The following is a 14,281-nucleotide window of genomic DNA, read 5'->3' as shown; positions in this document are numbered from 1 at the left end:
ATGCAAATACCCTTATTTAGTCTTTAGCACCACTCCTAATTCAATTCCTTTTTGTTTTGCAAATTCTTGGATAGTGTTTAGTCCTAAATCCTGTCTTCTCTTGTTTACAGTCTCTGGATCTTTAATTGGAAAAAAGGTAGCTTTACCATCTAGACCATATTCAAACTGGCTTCCGTATAGTTGGGGCTTATCAGAATTGATTAACATTCTATCTATTAGTCTTGCATAATGTTTGGGTTGTGATTCTTTTAGAAGTACTGATTCTTTTAATAATGGCGCATATTTCTCTTTTGAAGCTACCGAACCATGTTGCAAGACTCCCCATATCGTAGTATTGGCTAGTCTACCTACTTGAGATATTCCTAACCAACCATATTTTTCGATGATGGCGACAACTTCTTTTTCTAAAACTTTATCTTGTTTTTCCACCACTTCCCAAAAATATTCAATTTCATCAGATTCTTGTCCATACCTTTTCTCAACATCTTTATACATCCTTCTAAAAATCTGATCCTTCATAAATAATGTTTCCAGTTTCATTTTTAAAGAATCTAATTTAATTTGGGGTATATCTTGGGCTTTAGTTTGGAAGGACGCGATGAATATTCCAATGATGATTAAGTAAATTATTCTTTTCATAGTACTGTTTCTACTCGTTTTTGATTGTTAATTATTAGATTTTAAACAGAATTAATAAAATCTGGGGAGCGTTTCAATTGTTATTTTTCTCATTACATCTAAGCTATTTTAGCTAGTGTTAATCTGCATACCTGCTACTATTCTTATCTTGCCATAACAGGTTAATGATTTGCCATTGCCCATTTGTTTTAGTTAAATGCAGATACTCTACCCAATTATCTGAAAAAAGTTTAACGGTAGCTATATGATCGTATATATCAAGTATTTTAATATTATTACTCGGTTTAGGCGGAAATTTAGTGCCCGATTGGTTCCAGGATTCTGCAAATGATACCATTTGATCATAACTCGTTTCGCGTATGATCTGCTTTTTATTATCCCGATCATACCCTATTGTTCTTTTAGCCAATTCTTTATGAAACACTCGTTTCATGAGTTCTGGTTTAAGTTTCTGCAAAGCAATTAGATATCCTAATGACATTTCTTTAATTGCGAGAGTATCCTCAACGCTAGCGGGACTTGCAACAGATATTTTTCTTATGTTTGGGTATTTGAACTTCTTTATTAATTTATTGTTTTCATCATATTGCAAGCGCATTGTATGATATCCAAATTCATCAAACTCTTGTTTTGCAACCGCATATCCCCAAGGATTTAGTGTTAATTCACCTTTTTTATTATGATAAGAATAAGTGATATGATTACCATTATTGTCATAAGTATCTCGGTATGATGCAACTCCAACTGAGTTTTCTCGTATTTCTAACTTTTCATTGAGATTATAATTGATTTTTGGAGAGCCATCTTTACGATATACAATACCAGTGATTCCAAATTCAAAATACGGAGAAATATCAACCAGTTTATCTTTTAAATTATAACGGTGCTCAATTACCATATTTTTAGTTTTCGTCCATTTATATTTAGTAATGTTCCAATTAGACTCCATAGGTTTATCTTCTAAATCATAAAAATCCAGGGCATATATAAATTTCTTTTTATCAAACTTATATACTTCTTTATACACCGCTCTATCGTTTGTCATTCGATTTCCGTTGATATCTAGAAAAATGCGAGTAACATCATGATCTGTATAATTAAAAACGATTTTGTGAGCTCCTATAGTCGCTAAAGGATGGTGTCTCTTGCCATGATAATTATAATTTACAATCTCTACTAATTTATTTGAATTAGCATACTTAAAGACATAGTGTGATGTTTTAGAAGCTGTTTCCTTGCTTATCTCATGAATACCTTTTAATGGAACATGAGGCGATACATGATTATATCTTAAATGTCTAAAATATTTTGTAATTGTTTCTTTTTGATTATTAGATTGCGAAAAATGCGATAACGGTAATAAAAGAAATACAAAACATATAGTAATATCGACGATGCGTTTCATATAGGTATACTTTTTTTGACTTATAATTTGATTAATAAAGATGATCTAACCAGTGTATTACATTTAATAGTAGTTGATAATTTTCGGTAGCTTTATCAGAGTTCATTCCTACTTTAATTCTATTTCTTCCTGCAATTTGAGCCGTAAACATAGCTGCTTCTCCAAATACAGCTACTCTACCTTTCCCATGTTTTAAAATAGCTCCCTGAGACAAGTTGGTAGCCGGAAATTTTGGTGTTTTACTATTAAATCTCCACATTGTATCAGTCATGAACACCTTATATTCTCTTTTCAAATTTAAAATAGAAGATGCCTTTTTAGGAATCTTGAATGCTTGACCCGTAAATGTTCTTATATGCCTAACAGTCTCCATATTGTTACGACCATTGGTTATACTATTTTTATTTAGCATCATGTTTTCTAAAGAAAAATCTAAAATTCCGTTATCATCTTTGTCTAATACAAAACCATCATAAAACTCAAAACCAAAAATATGAGCAAGATTGGCAGAAGCACCAGCAAATGGCATATGGTCGGCTATAAGAAATAAAGAACCTCCTTTATAAACCCACTCTTCTATATTCTCAATTTCATTCTTAGAAAAAGCAGTTTTTGTAGGTGTGACAAATGGAGGTCTACTATTTGGCGCCAATGCATTAGAAATAACAAGTATTTTTACTTCTTTTAGCTTTTGCTTTTCAAACTTCCCATTAAAACCAACTACTCGATAACCATCTTCGGTTAAAACTTTAGAAAAAGGAGAAAAACGATCATTTTTGGTATGAAAATTATGATGCCCCTCATCTATATACAATAAAGGACCAGAGTTATCTTGGTATGCTTTAGATAAGATCTTTGGATTATAAAGAGTATCGGTTATTTGTTGAGAAAATACAGTAGTAACAAACAATAAACTTATAAAAAACAGAAAATTTGAGTTCATAATTTAATAGATAATCAACAGATACATTAGAGCATCTAAAGTATCATAATCTAGTATCCCAAATAAATATTTTTGCTCAACAACTTCAACTATACTACATAAACAATATTTCACTCGACATATAGTAAAAACCTGATATCATGCCTTTTATCGAGTATATCATGTTAGTGATAGAAATACCCCTACTTACCACTAGATACAAAAAAAACTTGCATATATTATGGTTTTTCCGTAATTTAGGATTCCCAATATAAAATTGACTACTTATGCAAAAAACTACTCTTGAGCGAAAATTCAACGCTCGAAAACTAGACCTGAAGTATAATGATATCTGGAACAGAGGTATCCATCTATTTACAATAGACGATAAAAACCGTGATTTTCAATATAGTATCTTTTATATAGATCTGTTATTCGCAGAGGTCATTTACAATAAACTTACCGGAGATATTATCACTATTAATAGTTTTAGTGATAAGGCAAAAATGATTTATTATATGACAGAAGATTTTAACTAGAATACTATTTACTGCGATATATAATATTAAGTATAAGTCCGGTGATAACAAGTAGAGTTCCTATCAAACTCATTATTGGATAAACATCTGAAAACCAAAATACCCCTGCTATCATAGTAAATATAACCTCTATATACTTTAGAGAAACTATTTTATTGGTAGCTTGGGATTGAAATGCTTTTGTCATAAATAATTGGCCAAAGTATCCAAAAATACCTAAGCTAAGCAGTATAACCCACTCTATCCCTATTGGTGTTTTCCAATTAAATATTGATAGTATACCTCCTACAATTACAGAAATCCACATAAAATAGTTGACGATCACTACTGGATGGTCTTTTTGTCCTATTTTGTTTATCAAAACATACACTACACCACTAAATAAAGCAGAAAATAGAATTAGAAGTAATCCATATGAATTAATATTGGGGTCAAAGCCTTTAATCATTAAAACTCCCCCGAACGCCATTAAAAAAAATAACCACTGAATAGGTTTCACTTTTTCTCTAAGAAAAAAAACAGCTAGAATTGTAGCAAAAATTGGAGAAATATATCGTAACGAAACTGCAGAACCTATTGGTAAGTAATTTACAGACATAAAAAACAAACACATAGAGGTAACTCCTGCCAGTCCTCTATAGATTAATAACTTCTTCTGATTCCCGAAAATTGAAATTTTATGGTATCTTAAATAACTCATTGTAAAAAACAAAGAACCAATTGCTCTAAAAAACACTAATTCTCCTCCTCCAAAATGAGATAAATACTTTACCAGTAAATTCATTACCGTAAAACATACGGCACTTAAGAGCATAAAGTATATCGCCTTTTTCATAAAGGCTCCAAAGATAAGCGTTTCATCAAAAACTAACGCTTTAAAACTAACTTCCTATGTATTTTTATATTTTTCTTAATTATCAATGTATTAATCTATCATAATTGATTTTTTACCTTAATTTCTTAATCATCTTCAACGAAATAGTATCATATCTAAATAGTACATTATAGATTTTATCAATATAAATAAAAACTACAAGTAAACTAATTTAAGTAATTAAAAATAAGATATTTATGTTTTTTAAAAACAACAAGTAGAATGTTTTTTTTATTCCTATTCTATAAGTATTTAGTTCATAAAACTTAAATCTAATAAACGGTGCTCTTTGGCATGATAATAGTTCTATTATAAATTATTTTAGTACATTAGTTATTTAATCCCCAATCAAACCTATGAAAAAGCTGTTTGCCCTACTACTGCTTTTTTTATCGCAATTTATATATTCGCAGGCATATTCGATACTCGATGCAGCGAACAAATCTCCTGTTTCATATGCTACTATTTCTTTTGGTAACGGAAGCGGAACCTTTGCGGATGCCGATGGCCGTTTTAAGTATTATAAAAAATGGTATCCAAAAGTAGATTCTCTTTACGTTTCTGCATTAGGGTATAAAGAGATCACTATTTCCACAAATGCGATCCCCAAGACTATACTTTTAGAGCAAAATATCGCAGAATTAAAGGAAGTATATATTACCGCCGAAAAGAAAAGAAAATACAAAACCAAGAGACTAGCCTCTACTGTACATAATGATTATTTTAGATGTTGGCTTCCTACTGTAGAATCAGAAATAGCAGTCTTTTTTCCTAAAGAATCAGAAAAATCCACTAGCATATCTTCTGTCTTTCTACCTGTTAAAGTAGAAAGTTCGAATAAGCATTCTGGAAAAGAACAGCCATTCTCTACGCTATTTAAAATGCAATTCTACGCCAATGAAAAAGGGTTTCCTGGTAAAAGGCTGGCTTATGAAGATATCATATTCAAAATAACCGAAAAAGATAAATCTAATTTTGAACTGAACGTTTCAGAATATAAAGTGTACATCCCAAAAGAAGGGATCTTTATTTCTGTACAAGTTTTGGGATACGCAGACAAAAATGGTAAACTTCAACAAACAAGGAAATATCACGAAGTAGAAACTAGAAAAGGTCTTGTAAAAGTTTCAACTACATTTAGACCTTTATTACCATTCACAAATAAATTTGATCACTATCATACTTTTACACGCAGAATTTTTTACAAAAATCGCACCTGGCAACGTTTTGACAGAAAATATAGCACAAACAACAACCTTATTAAAAGCAATAATACAAATTACGGAATGGGTCTAAAATTAAGACTATATGAAGATAAATAAATTGTTTTGCAAGATCTTATTCTAAAAATGACCTTCTTTTTTTATTGAATTGTACTGCTGCCTCATGTTTTGTTTCATGAATTGTTCTGTTTTCTGCATAATCCACAGCATCTGATATTGTTAAATAATAATAAGAAACTCCCAATCTATCAGTAAACCCTGATCTTTTAAGAAAATCTCTTACAGGGCCGATCGTACCAACCATTAACAACTGAACCCCTAACCCCTGTGTATACTGATAAATATCTTCTAAAACATGCAAACCTGTGCTATCTATATCATGCATGTTCGTATTATCTAAAATCAAAAATTTTGGTACAGGCTTTCGTTTTGTAATGTATTCTTGAATGGTATCTTTAAAAAAACTTGCATTTCCAAAATATAACTGATTATCAAAACGGATAATTAAATATTCGGTAGATTGAAGTGCATCTGGAAACCTATTAATATTTCTATAATAGGTAGTTCCGGGAATATTTACTAATTCTGCTATATGTGGTCGCGAACTATAGTACTGCAGAAATACAAATGATAGAATAACCCCTATAAATATACCATTTTCAACACCAAAGATTAAGGTCCCAAAAAAGGTAATGATCATAACGATAAAATCACGCCTTCTAAGTTCAAACAAATGTTTAGCTTCACTAAAATTTATCAATCCAAAAACAGAGACAAGTATGATTGCAGCCAATACAGCTTTAGGAATATAATAAAAAAATGATGTTAGAAACAGTAAAGAAAGTAATACTAATACTGCAGCAATAATAGAAGACACAGTAGTCTTGGCACCTGCTTCATCATTAATAGCTGTTCTACTATAACTTCCTGATGAGGGTACTGCCTGAAAAAAGGCACCGATCACTTTTGCTATTCCTAATGCAAATAATTCTTGATTTGGTCTAACCACATGATCTCTATTTTTCATTTCCATAGATTTGGCAATACCAATACTACCAACATAACCAATAAAAGTAACTGTTAATACTGCTGGAATAAGTGACATCATAGTAGCATACTCCATTTCGGGTATATTGAAAGATGGTAGACCACTAGGAACATCTTTAATTATGGATACTCCATTTTCATTTAACTTAAAAAAATAAGTCAGTAAAGTAGAGATTACCAAAACGGTAAGTGCTCCGGGAAAAGAGCGTTTCCATTTTTTTAGAGCTACAATAATTATAATGGAAGATACGCAGATCAATATCGTAATCCAGTTTACTTCTGATAAATGACGTAAACTATACCAAACTGTTTGATGTGTATACTTAAAATTAGGAATCCCAATTCCTAGGCTTTCCTCTAGCTGCGAGACAATAATTATAATTGCTGCTGCAGATATAAAGCCTGAAATCACGGGTTGAGAGATTAAGTTTACAAGAAACCCCATCCTCAAAACACTCATTATAATTTGTAGTACTCCAATCAAAAAACTTGCAAACAACGCTAATTCTACAAACTTAGCACTAAAAGGTTCTGCAAGTTGACTCACACTACTCATTACCAAAATTGCTGTAACAGCCACTGGACCAATACTTAGCTGCATAGAGGACCCAAAAAAAGCATATAAAACTAATGGTACCAAACAAGCATAAAGACCGTAAATAGGTGGCACTCCCATTAGTAAAGCATAAGCTATAGCTTGTGGAATTAGAATCACCCCAACTGTAAGGCCCGCAACAACATCTGACGAAAAAGTAGATTTAGTATACTTCTTATCAGAAAAAAATTGAAAAAACGGAATTATTTTATGTAGCGCTTTAACGTTATCAATAGTTTGATTAATACTGTAAATCTACAACAGTTGATAATTTATCCCAAAAGAATTTCGTATTCATAGAATCCTTTCTTGCTTTTATCTATTTTTGATCAGAAATCCACATTTTTAGCAATAATCTAATGAATGAAATACTACTCCTTCTTCTTTTAGCTATCATAGGTTTTATAGCTGGTGTTATTAATACTATCGCTGGTGGTGGCTCTCTCTTAACATTACCCATGCTAATTTTTATGGGGTTACCTCCTGCTGTGGCAAACGGAACAAACCGTATTGGGATTTTTATTCAATGTATTACCTCTATTGCAGGTTTCAAAAGTAAAGGTATAAAACCTACATCTTTTGGTGTTTACTTAGGGATATCTGCCTTAATTGGATCTATTATTGGAGCGCAAATCGCTGTTGATATTAAAGGAGATACATTTAATAAGATTTTAGCCATAGTAATGGTATTTATCGTTTTTTTTATGGTGTTCAAGCCTAAAGTAAAACTTAATGATGTAGTAGAAAGAATACAAGGGAAACATCTTTGGATATCTATAGTAGCCTTTTTCTTTATAGGAATTTATGGTGGTTTTATCCAAGCTGGAGTAGGTATTTTTATTTTATTAGCCCTAACCTCGATAAACTATCTAAGTCTTGTTAAATCTAACGCTGTTAAAGTACTAGTAGTTTTTATTTACACCATAGCAGCACTTGCCATTTTTGCATATAACCAACAGATTAACTATCTATACGGTATTGTCCTTGCACTAGGTAACGCTACAGGAGGATGGATCGCAAGTAGATGGGCTGTAAAAAAAGGTGATGGGCTTGTAAAAGTTTTTTTAGTTATTATGGTTGTCGCTATGGCGATCAAGCTATGGTTGGATAATTAAATTTTGTATACGAAAATGCAGATTTATAGATAGAGTTCTTTTTGGGTACCCAGTATTATTCTTATCTTATACCAATCATACAACCACAAAATCGTCTAAAAATGAAACGTAATGTTTTGATTATCATTTTGATTTGCTCTTTTTTTATAAGTTGCAAGTCTCAAAAAAATGAAGAAAAAGAAGTTATCGAAGAGACAGTATCTGATCCCCTACCTGAAAAAGTTATTGAAAAAAAGAAAAGTGATATTACCATTATCCCAATACAACATGCTACATTAATTTTAGAATGGAAAGGAAAAACCATTTATATTGATCCTACTGGTGGGGCTAAAGCTTTTGCAGGCAAAAAGACGGCAGATTTAGTTTTGATTACAGATATACATGGTGATCATATGAATATTGACACTCTAGATAGTCTAGATCTAGCAAAATCTCAAATTATAGTTCCGCAGGCCGTAGCAGAAAAACTACCCGCTAACTACACAGAGCAACTTGTTATTATCAACAATGGGGAAACCAAAGAGATAGAAGGCATTACCATAGAGGCTATACCAATGTATAATCTACGTGAAGAAGCTTTAAAATTTCACAAAAAGGGTCGCGGAAATGGGTATGTAATTACTTTAGGAAAGGAACGCTTATATTTTTCCGGAGATACGGAAGATATTCCTGAAATGCGAAAATTACAGTATATAGATAAAGCTTTTGTCTGTATGAACCTACCGTATACAATGACTGTAGAAAGAGCTGCTGATGCAGTATTAGCTTTTAAACCAAAACAAGTATATCCATACCACTATCGTGGTACCAACGGATTTAGTAGCGTTTCAAAATTTAAAGAAATCGTTTCGAAAAATGCTGATATCGAAGTAGTACAGCTAGATTGGTACCCCAAGCGTTAAAATAAAAATATAAAAAAGCCTAGTATTAACTAGGCTTTTTTATATATGAAGTAGTATACCTATTATATTAAATCTTCTTAACTCGAACAGCATTCATTCCTTTCTGTCCCTTTTCTAACTCAAAACTAACTCTATCATTTTCTTTTACTTCTTGAGTTAATCCATTTACATGCACAAAGTAACGCTCTTGAGTTTCTTCATCATTAATAAACCCATACCCTTTAGAGTCGTTAAAAAAAGCTACTTTACCTTTACGCACTGGGTCAAATTCTACTTTCTCTCTTTTTGGAACGCCGATTTCAATATTTTCAGCTTTCACCTTTTTTCTTGGGTCTGGTGGAGTATCTGTTAAATAACCATTTTCATCCACATAAGCAATCATACTATCTAACCCATTACCTTTGTTAGAATTAGCCAGGCGTTCAGCCTTCTTTTTTTGCTTTTCTTCGCGTTTTTTTAATTTCTTTTTTTCTTTTTCAATTTTACTAAATGTCTGTTGTGATTTTGCCATTCGCTATCTTTACTAGTTTATTTACTTATTCATAACTTTTGCATGTTAATACAAAAGCCGTCATTGAAATACTAAACGAATAATCAGAAAATCTAAATATCTTAGATTTACCTCAAAATCTACCTAGTCACTACAATAACTGGTAACAGTTTTCTTTCTTTAAAATCTACTGAAATCTCTACAAAGGTAAGTTTTCATTTTTAATTTAAGAAAACTCTTTCGTTAATTAACCATTTTTCCCCAAATTTAGAAATAAACTTCTAATTTCGCTTTGGTAACACTTGACCTTAAAACATCTTCAATGAATAGTAATATCCAAGAGAATGAACATGAACATTTCTTACTATACAAGCCTTATGGATACTTAAGTCAGTTTGTAAACAATGGTCAAAAACAAAATTCTAAAAAACTTTTAGGCGAGTTATACAAATTTCCAGAAGGCACAATGTCAATTGGTAGATTAGATGAAAAATCTGAAGGTTTATTGTTACTCACAACCGATGGGAAATTAAGCAACCGCATTAATAGTGGCGCTATAGAAAAAGAATACTATGCGCAAGTAGACGGAGAAATAACTCCTGAAGCAATTATAGAAATGGCTAATGGTGTTAAAATAGGTTTTGATGGTAAAAAATACAATACCAAAACATGCAAGGTTGTTAAACTTGATACGGTACCAAAATTCCCCGAAAGATCAAAAAAAATAAGAGATGATCGTCATGGACCTACGAGTTGGGTTTCTATTACATTAAAAGAAGGCAAATTTAGACAGGTTCGTAAAATGACATCAGCCGTTGGATTTCCTACATTAAGACTTGTTCGCGTTCGAGTTGGAAACATCAAATTAGATACATTGAACGTAGGAGAAGTTAAACAAGCAAATCCTACATCAATCAAATATTTCTATAATTTGAGCTCTAATAGTATTTAACTCTGATCTTTTTATCTGTTTATTAATTGTTATAGATAAGTTTATTTTGGAAAACGATCTTGTAAAAAATGACAAGTTAACATCTGCCCCACTACTTACCAATAAATTTCGCGTTGATTTATTTTCATGATCTAAATCGACATCTTCTATAATAGCATCGGCAATAAATACAGCTTTAGGATCATATAAAGATATCGGAAAACCATGCTGCTGTATTAATGTTTCAAAACTTTGATCTACTCTAGGAAGAACATCTTTTAGCTTTGTTTCAAAGGGTTTACTAGCTTCTTTAAAGTAATCTTCTATATAATTAGGGTGATCTCCTAAATCAGGAGGCATAGCAACACTAACAGTCATGCCTGAAGAAAAATACATTTTAAAATATTTTGAGCTGATGCCAGCTCCTGCTTCACCACTCATTTTTATTATTATTCGTTTAATAATCGTTGAAACTCTTCTAAATATTGTCCAATATGGTACCCATCCATTAATCCATGATTTACATAAATTGCTATAGGCAAACTTAATGTATCACCTGTTTTGGTATATTTTCCAAAAGAGATTTTTGGAACACTATCTTTATATTTAAAATGTCTAGCATGGGTTAAACCCGTAAATGTATACCAAGGTATCGAGGAATAGTGTATACTATCAACACGTTTCGCATTAGCAGTATGACGAATACCTGTGCTGTTTTTTACAGCATCGATTTCTTCTTGACCATTCTTAATAAAGCGTTCAAAATCTTCATTAAATTCGATAAAAGAAAATCCAAAGGTATGATCATCCCTTCCTATCGTTGCAGAAGCATGTACAGTATCATATATAAATACTTCATCACCCTCAATACGATACTTAAAAGCTTCTATAGCATTAACTGCCTGAAGCGACTTATGCAAATAATACAAAAAATACGGATAGCCATGATCTTTTATCTTTTGATATCCTTTTGTAAAATCTACCGTAGTATTAATTCCAAAAAAAGGCTCATCAAAATTACCAAAGAACTCGAAATGTTCTTTGCGGTTCCAGGTATTAAGATCTAGTTTTGTTTTCATTATAAATAGTCAAGTAGTTGACTTGCTTTTGTAAAACTCTTAAAATTAGGATGTCTCACCTCTTCTTCTACCATTTCATGTACCCAAGTAGTATGAAATGGAATGTGAAATGCATGTGCCCCAATATTCAAAACAGGTAAAACATCAGATTTTAATGAATTACCGACCATTAAAAACTCTTCTACATTAATATCTAAATGCTTGACTAGCTTACTATATTGTTTTTCGGTCTTATCGGAAACAATTTCGATATGATGAAAATATTTTTCTAATCCTGAGTTTATTAGTTTTCGTTCTTGATCTAACAAATCACCTTTAGTAGCCATCACCAATCTGTATTTCTTAGAAAGTACATCTAATGTAACATCTATTCCATCTATCAATTCTATAGGTTCCTGAAGCATTTGTTTACCTTTTTCGATAAGCTTCTGTATCAAGTCTACGGTAGTACTACCATTAGAAATGGTAATAGCCGCTTCTATCAATGATAATGTAAAAGGTTTAATGCCATAACCATACAAAGGAAGATTTTTCATTTCAACATCAAAAAGAAGTTTATTAGCTTCTTCTTTAGGCATAAAATCTTCTAAAAGTTCGCAAAACTCTTCTTCTGCTTTTCTAAAAAAAGTTTCATTTACCCAAAGTGTGTCATCTGCGTCAAAGGCTATGACTTTAATTTTACTTAATGGCATATATTACGATTACTAAGTAATTTATATAAAAGGGTGTCGTAGCACAATAAATTACTATGCTATGTACAAACCATTCTAATCAAAATTACTACCTAACTAGTTTCTTATATTTGATACGTTTTGGCATTAAATCACCACCTAAACGTTTCTTTTTATTTTCTTCATAATCAGAAAAACTCCCCTCAAAAAAATATACTTGAGAATCCCCTTCAAACGCCAGAATATGTGTACAAATCCTGTCTAAAAACCAACGGTCGTGAGAGATTACTACCGCACATCCGGCAAAGTTCTCTAAACCTTCTTCCAAAGCCCTTAACGTGTTAACATCTAAGTCATTAGTTGGCTCATCTAAAAGTAATACATTACCTTCTTCTTTTAAGGTCATAGCTAAATGTAAACGGTTACGTTCACCACCAGAAAGCATAGAAACTTTTTTATTCTGCTCACTACCGCTAAAATTAAAACGACTTAGATATGCTCTGGAATTAACTTGTTTTCCACCCATCATGACCAACTCTTGTTCGTCACTAAAGTTTTGCCAAATAGTTTTTTCAGTATCAATATTACTATGACTTTGATCTACGTATGCAATTTTTGCAGTATCACCAACATTAAAACTTCCTTTATCCGGTTTTTCTTCACCCATAATCATTTTAAATATTGTTGTTTTACCAGCTCCATTTGGACCGATTATTCCAACAATACCTGCCTGTGGAAGATTAAAGTTTAAATCTTCATATAACAGCTTATCTCTAAAAGCTTTACTAACACCTGTGGCTTCGATAACATTAGTACCTAACCTAGGTCCATTTGGAATATAAATCTCAAGCTTTTCATCTACCTGTTTTTGATCTTGACTAAGTAATTTATCATAATTACTTAAACGTGCTTTTTGTTTAGCCTGACGTCCTTTTGGTGCCATACGAACCCACTCTAGCTCTCTTTCTAATGTTTTTTGACGTTTAGAAGCTTGCTTTTGTTCTTGAGCCAGTTTTTTAGCCTTTTGATCTAACCATGACGAATAATTTCCTTTCCAAGGTATACCTTCTCCTCGATCTAATTCTAGTATCCAACCTGCAACGTTATCTAAAAAGTAACGATCGTGAGTAACGGCTATAACAGTACCTTTATATTGTTGCAAATGATGTTCTAACCAGTGCACAGATTCTGCATCAAGGTGGTTGGTTGGCTCATCTAATAACAATACATCTGGTTCTTTTAGTAAAAGACGACAAAGTGCTACTCTTCTTTTTTCTCCCCCAGAGAGCACACTTATTTTTTTATCAGAATCAGGAGTACGTAAGGCATCCATTGCTATTTCTAGTTTGGTGTCTAGTTCCCAAGCATTACTTGCATCAATCTGATCTTGTAAGTTTGCCTGCTTATCCATAAGCTCCTGCATTTTATCAGGATTCTCATATACCTCTGGCAAACCAAACATATCGTTGATTTTATTATATTCATCCAGTACTGCTACCGTTTCTGCAACACCCTCTTTAACAACCTCTAACACTGTTTTATCTGGGTCTAATTGGGGCTCTTGTTCTAAAAGCCCTACGGTATAACCTGGTGCAAATACAACATCTCCTTGATAGTTTTTATCAATTCCTGCTATAATTTTTAATAACGTAGATTTACCAGAACCATTAAGTCCAAGGATCCCTATTTTTGCTCCATAAAAAAAACTTAAATAGATATTCTTAAGTACTGGAGTATTTGCAGTTTTAAAAGTTTTGCTAACTCCTGACATTGAGAAGATAACCTTTTTATCATCTGACATAAGCCCTTATTTTTTTGTTATATTATAAAAATGATGTGAAACTTAGAA

The 14,281-nt window shown here is 31.9% G+C and carries 15 protein-coding genes; 5 read left to right on the top strand and 10 right to left on the bottom strand.

The window, feature by feature from the left end; translation table 11 throughout:
* Positions 1-12: 12 nt before the first annotated feature.
* The 3 genes from D1816_RS03515 to D1816_RS03505 all read right to left on the bottom strand — a co-directional run bounded on the left by D1816_RS03515 (position 13) and on the right by D1816_RS03505 (position 2,987).
* On the bottom strand, positions 13-639 hold the full coding sequence (locus D1816_RS03515; protein ID WP_118501195.1) for a DUF6624 domain-containing protein: 627 nt from the start codon (positions 637-639) through the stop codon (positions 13-15).
* 118 nt (positions 640-757) lie between these two features.
* Entirely contained in the window at positions 758-2,044 is a 1,287-nt protein-coding gene (locus D1816_RS03510; protein ID WP_118501194.1) for a nuclear transport factor 2 family protein, read from the bottom strand.
* Positions 2,045-2,075: 31 nt separating this feature from the next.
* Complete coding sequence (locus tag D1816_RS03505) at positions 2,076-2,987, bottom strand: DUF4350 domain-containing protein (protein ID WP_118501193.1); 912 nt, start codon at positions 2,985-2,987, stop codon at positions 2,076-2,078.
* Between the two features lie 266 nt (positions 2,988-3,253).
* On the opposite strand from D1816_RS03505, the gene D1816_RS03500 reads away from it, so the two are divergent.
* The gene (locus D1816_RS03500) at positions 3,254-3,505 is read left to right on the top strand and encodes a hypothetical protein (RefSeq protein ID WP_066310470.1); all 252 of its coding nucleotides are present in this window, start codon (positions 3,254-3,256) and stop codon (positions 3,503-3,505) included.
* 4 nt (positions 3,506-3,509) lie between these two features.
* On the opposite strand, the gene D1816_RS03495 is transcribed toward D1816_RS03500, so the two are convergent.
* Complete coding sequence (locus D1816_RS03495; RefSeq protein WP_232517343.1) at positions 3,510-4,340, bottom strand: DMT family transporter; 831 nt, start codon at positions 4,338-4,340, stop codon at positions 3,510-3,512.
* Between the two features lie 395 nt (positions 4,341-4,735).
* Here D1816_RS03495 and D1816_RS03490 point away from each other — a divergent pair, with 395 nt between their 5' ends.
* Positions 4,736-5,701 (top strand): hypothetical protein, encoded by a 966-nt coding sequence (locus D1816_RS03490; protein WP_118501192.1) that lies wholly within the window; start codon positions 4,736-4,738, stop codon positions 5,699-5,701.
* Between the two features lie 16 nt (positions 5,702-5,717).
* Here the strand turns inward: D1816_RS03490 and D1816_RS03485 are convergent, their stop codons facing one another.
* The gene (locus D1816_RS03485; RefSeq protein ID WP_233565246.1) at positions 5,718-7,364 is read right to left on the bottom strand and encodes a SulP family inorganic anion transporter; all 1,647 of its coding nucleotides are present in this window, start codon (positions 7,362-7,364) and stop codon (positions 5,718-5,720) included.
* 239 nt (positions 7,365-7,603) lie between these two features.
* Between D1816_RS03485 and D1816_RS03480 the strand changes: the two genes are divergently transcribed.
* Positions 7,604-8,359: a sulfite exporter TauE/SafE family protein gene (locus D1816_RS03480; RefSeq protein ID WP_118501190.1), complete on the top strand. Its 756-nt coding sequence runs from the start codon at positions 7,604-7,606 to the stop codon at positions 8,357-8,359.
* 101 nt (positions 8,360-8,460) lie between these two features.
* Positions 8,461-9,261, top strand: a complete 801-nt coding sequence (locus D1816_RS03475; RefSeq protein WP_118501189.1) for an MBL fold metallo-hydrolase — start codon at positions 8,461-8,463, stop codon at positions 9,259-9,261.
* A 67-nt stretch (positions 9,262-9,328) separates the two neighbouring features.
* Here D1816_RS03475 and D1816_RS03470 read toward each other — a convergent pair whose 3' ends face one another.
* Positions 9,329-9,772: a cold-shock protein gene (locus tag D1816_RS03470; protein ID WP_066310485.1), complete on the bottom strand. Its 444-nt coding sequence runs from the start codon at positions 9,770-9,772 to the stop codon at positions 9,329-9,331.
* A 301-nt stretch (positions 9,773-10,073) separates the two neighbouring features.
* On the opposite strand from D1816_RS03470, the gene D1816_RS03465 reads away from it, so the two are divergent.
* Entirely contained in the window at positions 10,074-10,703 is a 630-nt protein-coding gene (locus D1816_RS03465; RefSeq protein ID WP_118501188.1) for a pseudouridine synthase, read from the top strand.
* On the opposite strand, the gene D1816_RS03460 is transcribed toward D1816_RS03465, so the two are convergent.
* The 4 genes from D1816_RS03460 to ettA form a co-directional block, all read right to left on the bottom strand.
* Positions 10,662-11,123 carry a hypothetical protein gene (locus tag D1816_RS03460; protein ID WP_118501187.1) on the bottom strand — a complete coding sequence of 154 codons (462 nt, stop codon included), beginning with the start codon at positions 11,121-11,123 and terminating at the stop codon, positions 10,662-10,664. The genes D1816_RS03465 and D1816_RS03460 overlap by 42 nt on opposite strands.
* An 8-nt stretch (positions 11,124-11,131) precedes the next feature.
* Positions 11,132-11,761 carry a chloramphenicol acetyltransferase gene (locus D1816_RS03455; RefSeq protein ID WP_118501186.1) on the bottom strand — a complete coding sequence of 210 codons (630 nt, stop codon included), beginning with the start codon at positions 11,759-11,761 and terminating at the stop codon, positions 11,132-11,134.
* Positions 11,761-12,453 (bottom strand): HAD family hydrolase, encoded by a 693-nt coding sequence (locus D1816_RS03450; protein ID WP_066310497.1) that lies wholly within the window; start codon positions 12,451-12,453, stop codon positions 11,761-11,763. Before D1816_RS03450 ends, D1816_RS03455 begins: the two co-directional genes overlap by 1 nt.
* 88 nt (positions 12,454-12,541) lie before the next feature.
* Positions 12,542-14,233, bottom strand: coding sequence for an energy-dependent translational throttle protein EttA (gene ettA / locus D1816_RS03445; RefSeq protein ID WP_118501185.1), 1,692 nt, complete (start codon positions 14,231-14,233; stop codon positions 12,542-12,544).
* Positions 14,234-14,281 lie beyond the last annotated feature (48 nt).

Origin of the sequence: Aquimarina sp. AD10, from assembly GCF_003443715.1 — a bacterium.
In the GTDB taxonomy this organism is placed as follows: Bacteria; Bacteroidota; Bacteroidia; order Flavobacteriales; family Flavobacteriaceae; genus Aquimarina; species Aquimarina aggregata.
The sequence above is the reverse complement of the archived record's forward strand: the minus strand, read 5'-3'. Positions and strand labels throughout refer to the sequence as shown.